The 17400-nt window shown below is 71.1% G+C and carries 12 protein-coding genes; 7 read left to right on the top strand and 5 right to left on the bottom strand.

Annotated elements, in window-relative coordinates; genetic code table 11:
• Window positions 1-81: 81 nt before the first annotated feature.
• The 3 genes from GA0070607_RS22120 to GA0070607_RS22110 all read left to right on the top strand — a co-directional run bounded on the left by GA0070607_RS22120 (window position 82) and on the right by GA0070607_RS22110 (window position 5619).
• Window positions 82-1563 carry an aminopeptidase P family protein gene (locus tag GA0070607_RS22120; protein WP_089019905.1) on the top strand — a complete coding sequence of 494 codons (1482 nt, stop codon included), beginning with the start codon at window positions 82-84 and terminating at the stop codon, window positions 1561-1563.
• A 300-nt stretch (window positions 1564-1863) separates the two neighbouring features.
• Complete coding sequence (locus GA0070607_RS22115; RefSeq protein ID WP_089019904.1) at window positions 1864-3669, top strand: hypothetical protein; 1806 nt, start codon at window positions 1864-1866, stop codon at window positions 3667-3669.
• A 300-nt stretch (window positions 3670-3969) separates the two neighbouring features.
• Complete coding sequence (locus tag GA0070607_RS22110) at window positions 3970-5619, top strand: hypothetical protein (protein ID WP_089019903.1); 1650 nt, start codon at window positions 3970-3972, stop codon at window positions 5617-5619.
• Between the two features lie 105 nt (window positions 5620-5724).
• On the opposite strand, the gene pulA is transcribed toward GA0070607_RS22110, so the two are convergent.
• The 5 genes from pulA to GA0070607_RS22085 all read right to left on the bottom strand — a co-directional run bounded on the left by pulA (window position 5725) and on the right by GA0070607_RS22085 (window position 14074).
• Window positions 5725-11220 (bottom strand): pullulanase-type alpha-1,6-glucosidase, encoded by a 5496-nt coding sequence (pulA, locus tag GA0070607_RS22105; RefSeq protein WP_089019902.1) that lies wholly within the window; start codon window positions 11218-11220, stop codon window positions 5725-5727.
• A gap of 144 nt (window positions 11221-11364) precedes the next feature.
• A complete protein-coding gene (locus GA0070607_RS22100) occupies window positions 11365-12054 on the bottom strand; it encodes a cellulose binding domain-containing protein (protein WP_231930136.1) in 690 nt (229 codons plus the stop codon).
• Window positions 12055-12151: 97 nt separating this feature from the next.
• Window positions 12152-12844: a hypothetical protein gene (locus tag GA0070607_RS22095; RefSeq protein WP_089019901.1), complete on the bottom strand. Its 693-nt coding sequence runs from the start codon at window positions 12842-12844 to the stop codon at window positions 12152-12154.
• Window positions 12845-12970: 126 nt separating this feature from the next.
• Window positions 12971-13360, bottom strand: a complete 390-nt coding sequence (locus GA0070607_RS22090) for a hypothetical protein (RefSeq protein ID WP_089022014.1) — start codon at window positions 13358-13360, stop codon at window positions 12971-12973.
• 36 nt (window positions 13361-13396) lie between these two features.
• The gene (locus tag GA0070607_RS22085) at window positions 13397-14074 is read right to left on the bottom strand and encodes a hypothetical protein (RefSeq protein WP_089019900.1); all 678 of its coding nucleotides are present in this window, start codon (window positions 14072-14074) and stop codon (window positions 13397-13399) included.
• 19 nt (window positions 14075-14093) lie between these two features.
• On the opposite strand from GA0070607_RS22085, the gene GA0070607_RS22080 reads away from it, so the two are divergent.
• The 4 genes from GA0070607_RS22080 to GA0070607_RS22065 all read left to right on the top strand — a co-directional run bounded on the left by GA0070607_RS22080 (window position 14094) and on the right by GA0070607_RS22065 (window position 17360).
• A complete protein-coding gene (locus tag GA0070607_RS22080) occupies window positions 14094-14282 on the top strand; it encodes a hypothetical protein (protein WP_089019899.1) in 189 nt (62 codons plus the stop codon).
• A gap of 236 nt (window positions 14283-14518) precedes the next feature.
• Window positions 14519-15013 (top strand): SigE family RNA polymerase sigma factor, encoded by a 495-nt coding sequence (locus GA0070607_RS22075; protein ID WP_231930134.1) that lies wholly within the window; start codon window positions 14519-14521, stop codon window positions 15011-15013.
• Window positions 15013-16209, top strand: a complete 1197-nt coding sequence (locus GA0070607_RS22070) for a hypothetical protein (protein ID WP_089019897.1) — start codon at window positions 15013-15015, stop codon at window positions 16207-16209. The genes GA0070607_RS22075 and GA0070607_RS22070 overlap by 1 nt, the downstream gene beginning before the upstream one ends.
• Before the next feature lie 491 nt (window positions 16210-16700).
• Window positions 16701-17360 (top strand): C39 family peptidase, encoded by a 660-nt coding sequence (locus tag GA0070607_RS22065; RefSeq protein ID WP_089019896.1) that lies wholly within the window; start codon window positions 16701-16703, stop codon window positions 17358-17360.
• Window positions 17361-17400 lie beyond the last annotated feature (40 nt).

Genomic DNA, 17400 nt, shown 5'->3' with positions numbered 1-17400 from the left:
TCCGGAGCGCTCCGGCCGGCGCCACCGCGAACCGGGCGCGCGGTACCGTCGGGACCAGCAATGACACGGAGGGAGCGCGCAATGACCGAGGGACGCACCGACGGTACGCCGACGGACGGTACGGAATCGCACGATCCGGACTTCCCGGAGGCGTTCCTGTCCTTCATGCGGCAGGGCTGGCGGGACAGCGCGCTCCCGGTGGCGCCCCGGCCGGAGGCCCCCAACTACGCCAAGCGGCGGGCTGCGCTCTCGGCGGCCTTCCCCGGCGAGACGCTGGTGATCCCGACCGGCCCCGAGAAGGTCCGGGCCAACGACACCGCCTACCCGTTCCGGCCGGGCAGTGACTTCGCCTACCTGACCGGCGACCACGACCCGGACAGCGTGCTGGTGCTGCGCCCGAACGGCTCCGGGCACGACGCCACGCTGTTCATGCGGCCGCGCTCGTCCCGGGAGACCGACGAGTTCTTCCGCAGCCGGCACGGCGAGCTGTGGGTGGGCCGGCGACACACGCTCAGCGAGAAGTCCACCGAGCTGGGCCTGCCCACCGCCGACCTGACCGGCCTGGAGGCGACGCTGGCCGACCTGCCGCCGGGGCGGACCCGGGTGCTGCGCGGGTTCGACGCCCAGGTGGACGCGGCGGTCCGCCCGTACGACGGGGTCCGTGCCGAGGGGCAGCCGCCCCGCGACCGGGAGCTGGCGATCGCCATCTCGGAGCAGAAGCTCGTCAAGGACGAGTGGGAGATCGGTCAGCTCCAGGACGCGATCGACGCCACTGTGCGCGGCTTCGAGGACGTGGCCCGGATCCTGCCGGCCGACCGCGCCGTTTCCGAGCGGCTCCTTGAGGGGATCTTCGCGCTGCGGGCCCGGCACGACGGCAACGACGTCGGGTACGGCTCCATCGTCGGCGCCGGCGAGCACGCCACGATCCTGCACTGGGTGCACAACCACGGCGCGACCCGGCCGGGCGAGCTTCTGCTGATGGACATGGGTGTCGAGGGCCGCAACCTCTACACCGCCGACGTGACCCGGGTGCTGCCGGTGAGCGGCCGGTTCACCGCCCTGCAACGCCAGGTCTACGACATCGTGTACGCCTCGCAGCAGGCCGGCATCGAGGCCATCCGGCCCGGGGTGAAGTTCAAGGATGTCCACCTGACCTGCATGCGGGTGCTCGCGGAGGGCCTGTCGGAGCTGGGCCTGCTGCCGGTGAGCGTGGACGAGGCGATGGACGAGAAGTCCTCGGTCTACCGGCGGTGGACGCTGCACGGCTTCGGCCACATGCTCGGCATCGACGTGCACGACTGCTCGAACGCCCGCAAGGAGACGTACCGCGACGGCACGCTGGGCGAGGGCTACGTGCTCACCGTCGAGCCGGGGCTGTACTTCCAGCCGGAGGACGAGCTGGTCCCCGCCGAGCTGCGTGGCGTCGGCGTGCGGATCGAGGACGACGTGCTGGTCACCGCGACCGGCGCGGTGAACCTGTCGGCCGGCCTGCCGCGCACCTCCGACGAGGTGGAGACCTGGCTGGCCGAGCAGCGCGAGGCAGGGCCGCGCCTGCCCGGCTGACCGGCAGCACCGGCACGACCCGCGACGGACCCCGCCGCCGGGGCGCGACGTTTCGACGTCCGCGCGTCCGGCGGCGGGGTCCGTCGGTGTTTGTGCTGGTCGCGCCCCTTCCTGCCGCCCCGGCCCAGTTCGCCGGCACCTGCCCTAACCTGAGGTGAATGCGGGCTTTTCTCGGATAAGTCCGCATCGCGAGGATGGTTCTCATACGGTGGGGATCAGAGGCTGCAACCGATTTGTAGCTGGTCGCGCGCCTTGGGCGGTGCGATCCCGTCTGGTAGCAGGAAAGGGCGGAAGGCTCTGATGTCCAACGACGTAACGAGTACCGACGGCGGGGCCTCGACGGCTCCGCCGACACGACGACGGCGGGCTCTCTGGGTCGCCGGCGTGGCCGGGCTGACCGGCGTGGTCGGGCTGGCGGCCCTCGGCGGCCTGGCCGCCCGGGACGACAAGCCCAACTCGAACCAGGTGTCCGACGCGCAGCCGTCAACCAACCGGCAGAACGTCAGCGACGACGGTGGCGCGGGCGACAACGCCAAGGAGAACAGCGGCCAGGACCCGGGCGACGAGTGGAGCGGCGGCGACTGGAGCGGCTTCGACGACGCGTCGGGCAAGGACGACAAGCACGACGCCAAGGACCGCACCAAGCAGGTCCCCTGTGACACCGACAAGCTGATCCAGGCCATCACGTTCGCCAACAACAAGCACGGCGGCGTGCTGGAGCTGGCCAAGGGCTGCACCTACAACCTCACGCGCAACGACTACTACGGCAACGGCCTGCCGATCATCACCGAGCGGATCACGCTCAAGGGCGAGCACACCACCATCGGCCGCGACGCCACCGCCGATCACTTCCGGATCCTCAACGTGGGCCCCGGCGGGCACCTCACCCTCAAGGGCCTGAGCATCAAGGGCGGCCAGACCCTCCAGCGGGCGATGACCATGGACCCGGCGGCGGTCTGGGCGCCGTACTCGCCGTCGGTCCGGACGACCTCGGCGGCCAAGCCTGCCACGACGGCGACGCCGAAGCCGGGCGCCGTGGCCGAACCGGCAGCGACCAAGCCCACGGTGGCCAAGTCGGCGGCCCCGGCGGCCAAACCCGCAGCTCCGGCAGCCAAGCCGGCAGCCGCGGCGGCGAAGCCTGCAGCGGCCAAGCCCGCAGCGGCGAGCTCCGACCCCGCCGCCGCGGCGGCGAAGCCGGCGACGGCTGGGCCCGCGGCGGTACCGCTGGTGGAGGAGCCCGGGTTCAACGACGGTGCCGGGGTGCTGGTGCAGCCCGGCGGCCGGGCGGACATCCTGGACAGCGAGCTGCTGTACAACCAGTCCGGCGGCAACGGCGGCGGGCTGGCGAACTTCGGCACCGCCCGGCTCATCAAGACCACCGTGGCGCACAACACCGCCTTCTTCTTCGGCGGCGGCGTCTTCAACGCCGGCGTACTCGAGGTCAACGAGTCGAAGATCAAGGACAACAACGCCATCATCGGTGGTGGCGGCATCGCCAACGGCGCTGCGAGGATCTTCACCGACGACGTCGACGGCGGCTCGGTCTGGGTCTACAAGAGCGAGGTCGCCAACAACCGGACGCTCGGCTTCGGCGGCGGCGTCCTGGACGTCGAGGGCACCACGACCCTGCACGAGACGAAGGTCAGCGACAACACCGCGCTGCTCGCCGGTGGCGGCGTCGCGGTGGCCGACAGCCAGCTCACCCTCAAGCACGCCACGGTGGCCGGGAACAGCACCGCCGGCGTGGGTGGTGGCCTGGCGGTGGCCTTCGACAGCGCCGCGACTGTGGAGAACAGCTGGATCAAGGACAACACGGCAGGGTTCTTCGGCGCCGGCCTCTTCAACGAGGACAGCGTCACCACGTTGCGCGACAGCGAGGTGGTGGGCAACCGGGCCGTCGGTCCGTTCGCCCGTGCCGGCGGCATCTTCAACACCGACAGGGGCGAGGTCACGCTCCACCGGACGAAGGTGGCGCACAACTTCGCCACCCTCCCGCCCGGGGGCATCTTCAACAACCTCGGCAGCACCGTGACGCTGGACGACAAGTCCGCCGTCACCGCCAACCGCCCCACCAACTGCTTCAACGTTCCGGACTGCTTCGCCTGATCGGTGGGGCTGATCCACATAGAGGGTGCGCCCCTCCGAGCCGGTGACGGCGGCGGAGGGGCGTACCTGTTTGGGCAGGTCACAGGGGCCGACGATCGCCTTGGGTGAGCCTGTGCCCGACCGGGGTGTCCGGGCCGCCCACGGCGAACACGAACCGAATGTGGGCTTCTTTCGGATAAGCCCGCGAGGCGAGGATCCTTCTCATACGGTGGTTTTGGGAGCTACAACCGATTTGTAGCAGGGGACGCCCGCCTGAGGGCGGCGACCCTGTCTGGTACGAGGAGAGGGCAGAGAGCTCCGATGTCCAACTACCTAACGAACAACGAAGCCTCCGGGCAGGCGACGGCCAAGCGCCGCCGCAAGCTCTGGCTCGCCAGTGGCGTAGCCGGATTGACGGGCGTGATCAGTCTCGCGGCGGTGGGCGTCGCGGGCAGCGCCGGCGCGGTCGGCAGCCTGAACTGGAACACCGCACAGGTCAGCAAGGACGGCGACCAGCGCGGTGACGAGGGTCGCGAGTGGGACAAGGACAAGGACCGGGACAAGGACCGGGACAAGGACAAGGACCACGAGCGCGGGAAGGAGGTGCCCTGCGACACCGACAAGCTGATTCAGGCGATCACGTTCGCCAACAACAAGCACGGCGGTGTGCTGGAACTGGCCAAGGGCTGCACCTACAACCTGACCCGCAACGACTACTACGGCAACGGCCTGCCGATCATCACCGAGCGGATCACGCTGAAGGGTGACCACACGACGATCAGCCGGGACGCCACCGCCGACTACTTCCGGATCCTCAACGTCGGCAGCGGTGGGCACCTCACGGTGAAGGGCCTGACCATCAAGGGCGGTCAGACCCTCGAGCGGTACCTGCCCGTCCAGCCGGCGGAGGTCTGGGGGGCCTACTCGGACTCCGAGGCGATCGCCGCGCAGGTGAAGGCCGGCGTACCGCTGAACCAGGCGCTCACCACGCGACAGGCCAACCCGAAGGCGGCCCTGAAGGCCGCGCCGAAGGCCACGCCCAAGGCCGCGCCGACCGCTCAGGACGGGGTCGTCACGCCGCTCGTCGAGCACCCGGGCTTCAGCGACGGCGCCGGCATCCTGGTCCAGCCGGGCGGCTCAGCCGACATCCTGGAGTCCGAGGTCGTCCTCAACCAGTCGGGCGGGAACGGCGGTGGCGTGGCCAACTTCGGTACCACGAAGATCTGGCACAGCACAATCACCCGCAACACCGCCTTCTTCTTCGGTGGCGGCGTCTTCAACGCCGGCCTGCTCAAGGTCGAGGAGTCGAAGATCAAGGACAACACCGCCATCATCGGCGGTGGCGGTATCTCGAACGGCGCCGCGAGGATCTTCACCGATGACGTCGACGGCGGGACCGTCGAGCTGAAGAAGACCGAGATCAGCGACAACGAGACGCTGGGCTTCGGCGGTGGCCTCCTCGACATCGAGGGCAACACCACAGCGTACGAGACCAAGTTCGTCTCGAACACCGCGTTCCTCGCAGGTGGTGGCATCGCCGCGGCGGACAGCCAGCTGAACCTGCACAAGGTCTCGGTGGAGAAGAACAGCACCGTCGGCGTCGGTGGTGGCCTGGCCATCGCCTTCGACAGCGCGGTGACCGTCGAGAAGAGCTCCATCAAGGACAACACCGCCGGCTTCTTCGGCGGCGGTGTCTTCAACACGCTCAGCGTCACCACGCTGCGCGACAGCGAGGTCGTCGGGAACCGGGCCATCGGCCCGTTCGGGGTCGGCGGCGGCATCTTCAACATCTTCGGCGAGGTCAACCTGTCGAAGACGAAGGTCGCCCACAACTTCTCCACCTTCGCTCCGGGCGGTGTGTTCACCTTCTTCGGAGACGTGAACGTGGACGACAAGTCCGCCATCACCGCGAACCGTCCGACGAACTGCCTGGCCATCCCGGGCGGCACCATCGAGAACTGCTTCGCCTGATCACCCTGAGGGTGACGTGCGGCCGATGACGGCGGCACGACGGCCAGCACCGGGCCGGCCCCCTTCCGCAACACGCGGAAGGGGGCCGGTTCACGCCCGGACCGGTTACCTCTGCACGAAGACCGCCACGCTGCGTGCCGGCACCGTGAACGTGCCGGACGCCCGGTCGAACGAGGCCGTACGCAGCACCGGGTCGGCCGAGTTCACCAACACCGGGTGCAGGGCCACGTCCGCGCCACGCAGACCGGTCAGCGTCTGCTTCGCCGCCGTCGGCGTGCTGTTGAAGACGACGGTGATCGACTTCCACGTACCGCCCAGCCCACGGGCGTCCAGGGTCATCGTCAGCACGCCCGGGGTCTCCCGCTCCCCGGACAGCGGGAACGCCACCCGCTGCTGCACCTGCTCGGCGGTGCTCAGCCCGAACACCGGCGAGGACGCCCGGATGCGCAGCAGCTCGGCGTACCGGGCGTCGGTGGTGTTGATCGCCGCGCAGTCCGGCACCAGCGCGGGGTCGGCCAGCAGCGGCTTCGCGTACGGCCACTTGTCCTCGTTGTCCTGCGCCGGCGGCAGGCCGGCGCCGAACCCGTTGCCGTTGGCGCAGCCCCAGCGGATCTGGTTGAACCAGTCACCGGAGTTGTACGAGTTGCGGTCCAGCGACTTCGACCGCAGCCGCTCGGTGCCGGCGGTGACGAAGCCGGTGCCCTGGCCCAGCACCACAGTGCCCAGCGCCAGCACCTGCATCCGGGCGCGGTCCGGCGCGGCGGTGGCCTGCGGCAGCTTGTACGCCAGCGCGTCGTACAGGATCTCGTTGTCGTGCGCGTCGACGTAGGTGACCGCCTCGCCGGGCGCGGCGGTGTAGCCGGCCGGCGAGCCGTTGTAGTCCACCTGCGCGCCGGTGACCTGCCGCCCGGCGGAGTCGGTGAACCGGTACCCGCGCAGGTTGCCGGTGAGTCCCACCCTGATCAGGTCGTGGGCGTGCAGCAGCCGGGCCTTCTGCTCGGCCGGTGACCCGTTGACCGGATCGCCGTTCGGGTCGGTGTAGAGCCCGGAGGCGAAGCCCTGCGCCCGAGGGTTGGCGTCGAACGGTCCGCCGCCGCGCACCGCGTCGCGCAGTCGGTCGTTGAAGGTGCCGATACCGGTGCCGGCCATGTTGGCCTGGGTGGCCTGCACGAACCGGGCGTCGTTGGCGACCTCGCCGAAGTTCCAGCCCTCGCCGTAGACCAGGATCGACCGGCCGTCCACGCCGTCGCGGGCGACGGTCAGCCGGTCCAGCGCCCTGCGTACGGCCAGGATGTTCGCCTTCGGGTGGTGGCCCATCAGGTCGAACCGGAAGCCGTCCACCTTGTACTGCCTGGCCCAGGTGACCAGCGAGTCGACCACCAGCTTGCCCATCATGGCGTGCTCGGGGGCGGTGTTGGCGCAGCAGGTGGAGTTGGCCACCGTGCCGTCGTCCAGCAGCCGCTGGTAGTAGCCGGGCACCACCTGGTCGAGCACCGACTTCGCGTCGGTGCCGGCCGCCGACGTGTGGTTGTAGACCACGTCCATGACCACCCGCAGGCCGGCGCCGTTCACCCCGGCCACCATCCGGCGGAACTCGGCGGTCCGCGCCGCGCCGGCCGGGTCGACCGCGTAGCCGCCCTCCGGCACCGTGTAGTGCAGCGGGTCGTAGCCCCAGTTGTAGCCGTCGGCCTCGGCGACCGCCGCCACGCACTTCTGCTGCTCCGCGGAGTCCGGCGGCAGGGCCGCCAGGTCACAGGCCGGCTGGCGCTGGTCGGCCCGCTTCTCCAGGATGGTCGCGAAGTCGAACGCCGGTAGCAGGTGCAGGTGGGTGACCCCGGCGTCGCCGAGCGCCTTCAGGTGGGTCATGCCGGCGGTCTTCGGGTCGGTGAAGGCGAGGAAGGTGCCCCGCCGCTCGGCCGGCACGCTGTCGTCGGCGATGGAGAAGTCGCGCACCGACAGCTCGGAGACCTGCGCCTGCGCCGCCGGCACCGCGGCCGGCTTGCGCAGCGTCCGCCAGCCCGCCGGGGCCAGCGCCGGGTCGTTCAGGTCGACCAGCTGACTGTGCGTCGAATCCGCCGACAGGGCCACCGAGTACGGGTCGGTCACCGAGGCGGTGACCATCCGCTGCGCCGCCGGCTGCCACGCCTGCACCTGGTACCGGTAGTACTTCCCGGTCCAGGCGTGGCTACCGCGCACCGACCAGACCCCGGTGCGGTCGTCCCGGCGCATCGACACCGTCCTCGGCTGCGCGGTGGGCGAGTCGAACAGTTGCAGCGCCACCGTCCGGGCGGTCGGCGCCCAGAGCGCCAGGCTCGGCGTCCGACCGGCGAACGTCGGCCCGAGGGTGGCGTCGGTGGCCCGGGCGTACACGTCGTCGAGTACACCGGGGATCTGCACGCCGGTGGCGGCGAGCAGGGCCCCCTCGGCGTCGCGCTCGGTGACCAGCAGCTGTCCACGCAGCGCCGCCGGCACCCGGGCCAGGTCACCCCGGTCGAGGGTGAAGCCGCGGTACGACCACAGGTGCGGGAACGCGGCGCGCTGGGCCTCGGTCAGCCCGTTGCGTTGCGCCCGCAGCGGCAGGGTGGTGTACGTCCCGGTCAGCTCCCCGTCGACCACGCTCACCCCGCCGGCCGGCGCGGTGACCAGCGCGTACGTCCTGCCGTCGGTCGGGCCGGTCTGCCACGCGACGGTGGACCTGTCGATCCAGTGCGCCTTCTGCTTGGCGATGTCGGTGTCCCGGCCGGCGCCGGTCACGGTCGAGGGCAGCAGCCGGCCCGGGGTGGCGGCGAGCAGCCACACCTCCCGGCCGGCGCTGGCGAAGTCGAGCCGCTGGTCGTCCGGCAGGTCCTTCGTGTCGCCGTGGTGGATGATGTAGTTCAGCCCGGTGGCGCCGGCCGCCAGCGGCACCCGGAACACCGCGCCGAACGTGTCGACGGAGGTCGGCGTGAGCGGCGTGGACCATTCGGTCGGGTTGGCCGCGCCGTCCCACAGGTGCAGGCCCCAGCCGTCGTAGGTGCCGTCGGCCCGGCGGTAGTGGATCACCGCGGTGCCCTCCTCGACAGGCGGGTCCGGTTGACCGGTGGCCGCCTGCCGGGTCGGGTAGATCGCCGGGTCGCCCTGCTTGAGCCAGACCTCGCCGGTCTGCGTGACGTCGACGCTACGGTCCTGGGCGACGTCCTTGGTGCCGTTCTTGTCGACCACCAGGAAGCTCACCGACTTCGCGCCCGGCTTGAGCTTCACCCAGGCGAACCGGCCGTAGGAGTCCTCCCCGGCGAAGGGCTGACCCTTCGGCCACTCGGTGACGTACGCCGGGTCGATGTCGCCCCATGCGTACAGGCCCCAGTCGTCGTATCCGCCGGCGGGGCGCTGGTAGTGCACCACCGCCCACTCCCGGGACCCGCCCTGCTCCGGCGTGCCCACGATGGCGGCGGACCGGGCGGTCGCGGTGCGGCCCCGCCCGTCGCGGACCACCGCCTTGTACTCCACGGGCGTCCCACCGGCCAGCCCGGTGAGGTCGTGCCGCACGGTGTACGGCGCGTGGTCAGCGCTGCCCAGCAGGGTCCACCGACCGCCGGCGACCCGGGCCGCCATGGTGACGGTGGCCAGCGGGTCACCGGTCACCTGGGCGGTGACCGCGGCTCGGGTGGCCACCGGCGCGTCCGGCGCGGGAGCGGTGATGGTGATTGTCGGTTTGCCGGCGGGCTGCGGGACGGGCGTGCCGGCCCGGTGCACCACCGCGGACAGCGGTGGCACGGTCAGGGTCAGCTTGCCGTCGGCGCCCGCGGCGGCGGCACCGGTCGAGCCGTAGATGCCGGTGAAGGTGGCGCCGGCCGACCAGGTGTCCACGGTGACAGTCTGCGTGGTGTCGGCGTTGTTCACGGCCACCACGTACTCGATGCGGTCGGCGGCTGCGATCCGGGAGGCGGCGAAGACTCCCGGGCCGTCGGCGGCGTACCGGGTGACCTGCACGCCGTCGCGCAGCGCGGGGTGCGCCTGGCGCAGCCTGCCCAGCTCGGCGATGGTCCGGTACAGCGGGTGGGTGGGGTCGAACTGGTCACTGGCGTGGGTGCGGTCCGTGCCGAGCAGGTCGTCGTCGAGGTAGTCGGTGACCTTCGACGCGAACATGTCCTGCCGGGCGTCCTTGTCCCCGCCGGGGCCGGTGAAGCCCTGCTCGTCGCCGGAGTAGATCACCGGCTGGCCACGGGTGAGGAACATCAGCTGGTGCGCGAGCTGGTCGCGGCGCAGGTGGCTGGCCGAGTCGGTGCCTCCACCGGCGATGAACGAGCCGATCCGGCCCATGTCGTGGTTGCCGAGGAAGGTGGTGAGCCGGCCCGCGTCGGTGTCCCGGGCGGCGTAGAGGTCGTCGCGGGCGTACACGTCGGCCAGCGCCTTCGCCGAGCCGGCGCCGGCGGTGTAGCCCCGCGCGGCCTCCTGGAACGCGAAGTCGAGGGTGGCTGGCAGACCGCCCTGCCGGACGTAGCTGGAGCTGACCTCCGGGTCGGCGCTGTACACCTCGCCGAACATGAAGAAGTCCTTCTTGCCGGCCTTCTCGGCGGCCCGCTCGATGCCCTGGCTGAACTGCGGCCAGAAGTCCATGTTGACGTGCTTGACGGTGTCCAGCCGGAAGCCGTCGACGCCGGTCGCGCCGATCCAGTCCCCGTACGCCCTGGTCAGACCCTGGACCACCTCGGGGCGTTCGGTCCACAGGTCGTCGAGGCCGAAGAAGTCGCCGTACTCGCTGTTCTCTCCGGCGAACGTGGAGTCGCCCCGGTTGTGGTACATGGTGGCGTCGTTCAACCAGGCCGGGACCTTGACCGTGGCGTCCTTCGGCTCGGCGAACGTCGGGGTGTACGGGAACGACGACTGGTTCACCCGCGGGAATGCGCGGGTGCCGTCGGCGTAGTTGCGGTCCTCGAACGCCCGCCCCTGCGCGTCGGTGTACGGCGAGGTCGCCTTGTCCACGTAGGCGTACTTGTTCTCGGCGTACTTGATGACGTCGGCCGTGTGGTTGACGATCACATCGAGGTAGATCTTGATGCCGCGCTGGTGGGCGAGCTTGACCAGCCGCTTCATCTCCTCGTTCGTGCCGAAGTGCGGGTCGACCTGGGTGAAGTCGGTGATCCAGTAGCCGTGGTAGCCGGCCGAGATGTCGTCACCGGCGCCCTGCACCGGCCGGTTCTTGAAGATCGGGGCGAGCCAGATTGCGGTGGTGCCCATCCCCTGGATGTAGTCCAGCTTGTCGATGACGCCCTTCAGGTCGCCGCCGTGGTAGAAGCCCTTGTCGGTCGGGTCGAGGCCGGTACGCAGCCGGTCACCGGCGAGGCCGCCCCGGTCGTTACGGGGATCGCCGTTGGCGAACCGGTCCGGCAGGACGAAGTAGAACTGCTCGGCGCGGGCGGTGTCGGTGCCCGCCTTCAGCAGCTCCTCGGCGGTGGGCTCACCGCGCCACTGGACGGCGCCGGCGATGGCGAGGGGGTCGGTGCCGGACGGCCGGGGGTCCGCGGCGGCGGGACGCACCGCGACCGGGCTGCCGACGAGTGTGAGGGTGAGCAGGGAGGCGAGGGCGAGCAGGGCGGTGCGCGGTGTCGGCGGGGGTTTCATCGACGGCCTTCCTCTGGTCGTGATTGGCCGCACGCTAACCCTTGCCGAAACGATCTGCAATACCTTGCAAACAAAGTCGTAACAGAGCAGACGACTTGCGGAAGCCCGCTTCACCGGGCGTGCGTCCACCGACGACCGCTCAGGTCACAACCCGGTGCAGCGCACCCCGTCGACCGTGCACGCCTGCGGGCTCGTCGACGCCCGCTCCAGGTGGAACCGCAACGTCGCCGACCCGCCGGCCGGCACGTCCACCCCACTGACGTACGTGAAGCCGCCATCGGTCTGCCGCACAGTCCCCTGTGGCACGCCCTCCACCCAGGCGGTCACCAGGCGCCCACCGCCGAAGTCCAACCGCACCGTCCAACCCCGGTCCTCGGCGGCCCGGTTGACGATCAGCACCTCGCCGATGAAACCCCCGTCGAAGCTCTGCACGACCCGGTACCGGCCACTGACCGTGGGAGCGCCCTGGGTTGGCCGCGTCGCCGGACTGCTCGACGCCGGCCCGTCCGGTCGGCCGGCCGTCGGCGGTCGCGACCCGGCCGGCGCGCTCGGGGACAGCCCGCTCGCGCGCGGGGACAACCCGGGCCGCAACGGCGGCGCCGACGATCCCGAGGGCGTCGGCGCCGAGACGGTGGGCGGGACCGGACCCTGCGGCAGCGCCGGCGGCGGCGCCGATACGTCGTCCGGCGCCGGACTACGTCCCCGGTACGCGCCCAGGGCCATGAAGAGCAGGACCACCATCACCACGACGCCGGCGAACACCACGATCCAGGGCGACGACGCGACAGCGGCCGGACCACGGGACGGTCGCGGGGCGCGACGCATGCCGGACATGTACCTCCCTCAGCGGGCCGTCCGGGCAGGGTAGCCACCGGCGGCCAGACCCGGAAGCTCCGGCGGCGGACCCGCACGGCGCCGGCCGGTCACCAGCTCAACCGAGCTGGCAGTCGACCCCGTTGACCGTGCACCGGTCCGGCCGCTCCCCCGAGTCGTCCCAGCCGAGCCGCAGCCGCAGCGTCCGGCTGTCACCCGGGGCCAGGGAACGCGTGCCGCGCAGCACGAACTCGCCGTCCCCGCGCGCCGACACCGAAACTCCCGAGTCGCCGCTGACCCGCAGCCCCCGCACGTCGTCGTCGTACGACAACTCCACCCGCCAGTCCAGCGCCCCACCCGACGCGTTCGTGACCGACAGCACCGCCTCGTCCCCGTCCCACCCGTCCGTTCCGACCTGGTACCGGGCGTTGACCGTCCCCTCCGCCGGACCCAGCGGCACCGCCGACGCCGCCGGGGCGGACGTCCGGCCCGGAGCCGGCGAGCTGGTGCTGACCCGCGGCGACGGCGTCCGGCTGCCGCGCGACGGCCGCGGCGACGGCGTACGTCGCTCCACCCCGGTCGACGTCGGCGTCGGAGTCGCCGTGGCCGACGCGGTGGCCGGCGCGGTCGGCAGGAACACCGGCGGGCCAGCCTGCGACATGGGCTCCGGCTCCCGGGTACGGAACGACAGCAGCGCGACCACCAACAACACCACAAGCGCGCAGACGCCGAGCAGCACCACGATCCACGGCACAGACGCAAGCACCCGGGCCGCCCGCACACCCTCCGCACCGTCCGGCCGCACCGCCATCAGGTCTCCCCTCGTCCCCGCCGACGCGCCAGCGTAGCCAGCGCAGGCCAGACCAGGAACCGGGCGGGTACTGATCGGGCCGACCAGCCGACCCGGCGCGGAAAACGGCTCGATCGCACCGGTTGGTCAGGCCGTCCGGACAACCGTGGAGATGAGCGGCCCCTCACCGGTGGTGCGCAGCAGGTAGCTGTACCGCTCCCCCGGCACCGCGTGCCCCCGGCTGTCCAGGAACTCCCACTCCACCGCCACCATGGTCAGCAGCGCGGACATCGGCTGCACATCCTCGATCCGGGCGTGCGCCGCCACCAGTTCCCGGTCCTGGTAGTCGGGTGCGGCGCCCACGAAGGACAGCGCCACCGCGGCCGGCGAGTTGAACGAGAAGCTGTAGGTGTCGGCCACCACCAGGCCGGGCAGGGCGTAGCAGTTGGCGATGGCCGGCAGGTCGCCGGAGATCAACGCGACGCCGTACCTGTCGAAGAAGTCGGTGAGCGCGTCGAGATCGGTGGAGGCTTTCACGGCCCAGCAGTTGCCGGTCTCCGGGCAGGTCAAACCTCAGCGCGGCGGAACGTGGACCTCGATCTCGGCACCCAGCCGCGCGTCGGCGGCCAGCCCCAGGTCGTCCCCACTCCAGAACCGCCCGGGGTCGTACCAGTTCGGACGCCGGCCGGCGGGCAGCAGCCCCATCGCCTCGTAGGTCACCGCCACCACCTCGGCGCAGTACGCCGTCTCCAGCGCCCGGTCCCGCGCGGCCGGCGACCCACCCGACGACGAGGCCGACGGCGGCGCGGGCCGACCGGGTCGCGGTAACGCCGGCACCCGACCACGCACCCACCGCCAGGCCAACTGCGCGGTGGACGGGAACGGGGTGCCGTCCAGCCGCGCGATCGTACGCAGCACCGCCCGTTCCATCTCCCCGTCCGCCGGTGGATCCAGCTGCCGCAACCAGGCCCGTTGCCCGTACCGGTTGGCCCAGACGCAGACCGCGTCCCGCAGGTCGTGCAGCTGCACACCACGCTGGTGGGTGCCGGACCACAGATCCCGCAGCGACCTGCCCAGCTCCGCGTGCCACATCAGCGGCGGCATGTCGTCCAGCACCACGGCCATGCCCACATGGTTGACCGGACTGTTGGTGGTGATCTGGATCGCCCGGTCCGGCACGCTGCGACCCCGGAACACCCACACGTCGCCGGTGCGGGTCAACTCGACGGCCTCGTCCAGGCTGATGCTCATGAGGGTCTAGCCTAGGCCGATGCGGCAACGAATGCGGTGGTGGAAGGTCCTCGGGTTGGCCGGCCTCGCCGGCGTCGCGGCCACCGGTGTGGTGATCGCGCGGGCCGAACGACGTCGGCGCGCGTACACCCCGGAGGAGATCCGGCAGCGGCTGCTCGAACGGCACGCCCAGGCGAGCGACTCCGCGAGACCCGCCGACCCGGCCTGACCACCCGCCCCGACACTCCTCCGACAAAAACCGAAACCTGCCGAACGCCTTCCCGACGCGCTGCGTCGGGAAGGCGTTCCGTTTTTTTCGCGCGCGCGAGACCCGAAGCTGTCCGGTACCTGACGTGAGCCGACGACGTCTGCAACCGACGTCGATACCCCGGCGTGTGTGGTGCAACGGCCGCGCAGAGCCGCAAACGGGGAAGAGAGGCGCGTGATGTCATGGTGGCCCCACCGATGGTCCTGACACCGGACGGCACCCAACCGTCCGACTTCGACGAGTTCTACCGCGCCAGGTTCCAGGGCCTCACCCTCCAGCTGTACGCCTACATCGGTGACCTGGCTGAGGCGCAGGACCTGGTACAGGAGGCCTTCTGCCGCGCCTTCGTGCGGTGGAAGAGGATCGGCGCCTACGACGACCCCACGAGCTGGGTGCGCCGGGTGGCGTGGAACCTCGCGAAAAGCCGGTTCCGGGTACGGCGGACGGCCCGCACCTTCCTCCATGGACAGCGCCAGGTGGTCGTGTCCGGACCGGACCCCGACCGGGTCGCGTTGGTCCGGGCGCTCGCCACGCTGCCGCCCCGGCATCGACGCGCGGTGGTGCTGCACCACATGGCCGAGTTGTCCGTCGGCGAGATCGCCGTCCAGGAGGGCGTGGCCGAAGGAACCGTCAAGTCATGGCTGAGCCGCGGACGTGCGGCGCTGGCCGAGCAACTGAGAGGAGACCTGTGATGAGCGAGTACGACGACGAGCAACTCGTCGACCGGGCGTTCGCGAGCTTCACGTCGGACCCGGGTGCCGTTGTTCAGGCGCCGGGCGGGGTGCGGGACACGGTGAGCCAACGACGCAGAATGCGGGTCACGACGGTGCTCGTCTCCGCGGGACTCGCGACCGTTCTGCCGCTCGGGGTGTTCATGGGGACCGGACGCGGGCAGCCCGACACGACCGGGGCGAGCGCGAACGCCACCGCGAGCGCGACCGCGGGGCCGAGCACGCCGGCAGCGAGCCCGTCGCCGACACCGACGCCGACGCCGACTCCGACCGCCGCGCCGACGACCTCGGCGCCACCCGACCGTTCCATCAGCCTCGCTCAGCTGACCGCCGCGCCGGTCGGCGTACCGAAGTGGCCGTGGAGCGGCTCGACGGAGGTCGACTGCACCAGCGGACGGGTCACGCTACGCCCGACGGCGCAGGTGAGCGGAGCCCGGGTCGGCGTCGTCGACCTGCTCCGGACCAACCTGGACGACGACCCGGAGGCGGAGACCGCCGCCCTGTTGCGCTGCGGTTACGGGGCGGAGCAGGTGATGGCATTCGACCGGGACGACCACGGGACGATCATCACCCTCGGTCAGGTCGTCGCGACCGACTTGTTGACGCAGGCCATCGTGAAGATCACCGCGCGGTCGCGGGGTGGCGTGACGGCCACCGTCGCCGACACCCGGGCCCGGGACGACCAGCGGCGCCAGGATCGGTCGTTCGCCTGGAACGGCTCGTGGTTCGCGCAGGTCGGCGGGCCGACGGGGTTTCCGCCGCGGGTGCGTGCGGCTGACCTGGGCCTGACCGTGGCCACCCCGCTGGCGGCGCCGGTGTCCGGGCCCTGCGAGGGGAAGTACCGGAAAATGTCGGTGATCTTCACCGTCATCAACCACAGCACCGAAACCTCGGGGCGGTTCCACCTGGAGTGGCGCGGCGGCATAGACCTGCCGAACGGCACGTACGACTCGCCCTACTGGCTGGACACCCCAGGAGACCCGGCGGAGAACAGCGGGTACCGCGGCCTGAAGCGCGGCGAGAGCGTCCAGCTCACCTACTCGTTCATGACCGACGCGTGCCTGAACAAGTTCGGGTTCACGACCGACATCCGCAGCAACACGCCCGACCCGGACGAGTCCAACAATCACGTCCTCGGGTGGGTGCGAACCCAGTAACCGCCGAACGGTAACCGCACGATCGACGGCCGGTCTCCCGTGACGGGAGACCGGCCCGGTCGCGAGCGGCATCCGCACCGGAGTGCGTGATACCTGAGAGTCATATGTATGCCTCAGAGGTATCACGGCTCGAATGCCCACTGCCCCGGGGCCGGGCGGGTTGAGGCCTTGAGGGTTTGATGTCCGGTTCGTGATGGGGCCGGCTGGGGTGTGGTGTCGGGTTTTGGGGTGGGCGTCCCGTGGTCGGGGCCACCCGTGGGCTGGAATCGGGGGCCGGGCGGGGTGGTTATACCTGGCAGATCACCGCGCCCCCCGTCGGGGCCGGTGCGGCAGCCGCCGGGAACACCGGCCCGGCCGCCGCGGTTACATCCCCCGGACACCCGAGCAGGCCCCCCGGCCGCCGGGCAGATCCCCTTTTCGAACTTCCCGTGCGACACCCGCCCCCGCTTGGGGTGTCACGCGTATCCCCCATCGCAGAGGAGCACGCCATCATGCGTACCGATCTGATCCGTAAGACCGCCCTGACCGCTGCCGGCCTCGCGTTCACCGGCGGCGCCATCGCCGGCCCCGTCACCGCCGCCTACGCCGCCACCGACGCCAAGCCGACCACCCAGACGCAGACCGACCGTAAGCCCGCCGGTGAACGTCAGCTCGGCGTGCGCTACGAGGCCCAGCCCAACTTCTACTACTGCGGCCCCGCCGCCACGCGTAACGCCCTGTCCGTGCAGGGCAAGGACATCAGCGTGGACGCCATGGCCAAGGAGATGGGCACCACCGAGGCCGGCACCAACTCCATCAACGACATCACCCCGGTGCTGAACAAGGAGACCGGCAAGAACAACGCCTACCACTCGGTCGAGATCAGCAGCCCCAACGCTGACGACAAGCAGACCGACACCCTGCGCGCCGACGTCGTGCGCACCGTCAACGACGGCCGGGCCGTGGTCGCGAACATCGCCGGCACCAGCGTCGACACCGACGGTGGCGTGCACTCCTTCGAGGGCGGGCACTACATCAGCGTCGTGGGCTACCGCGACGGCGGCAACATCGTCAAGATCGCCGACTCCGCCGATGCCAACACCGCCTCCTACGAGGTCACCATCGAACACCTCGCCGACTGGATCGCCACCCGCGGCTACGCCACCAGCTGACACCCAACCAACACCGACAAGGGCCGGACCCCCACCAGGG

This window comes from Micromonospora coriariae, from assembly GCF_900091455.1.
Taxonomy (GTDB): domain Bacteria; phylum Actinomycetota; class Actinomycetes; order Mycobacteriales; family Micromonosporaceae; genus Micromonospora; species Micromonospora coriariae.
The sequence above is the reverse complement of the archived record's forward strand: the minus strand, read 5'-3'. Positions and strand labels throughout refer to the sequence as shown.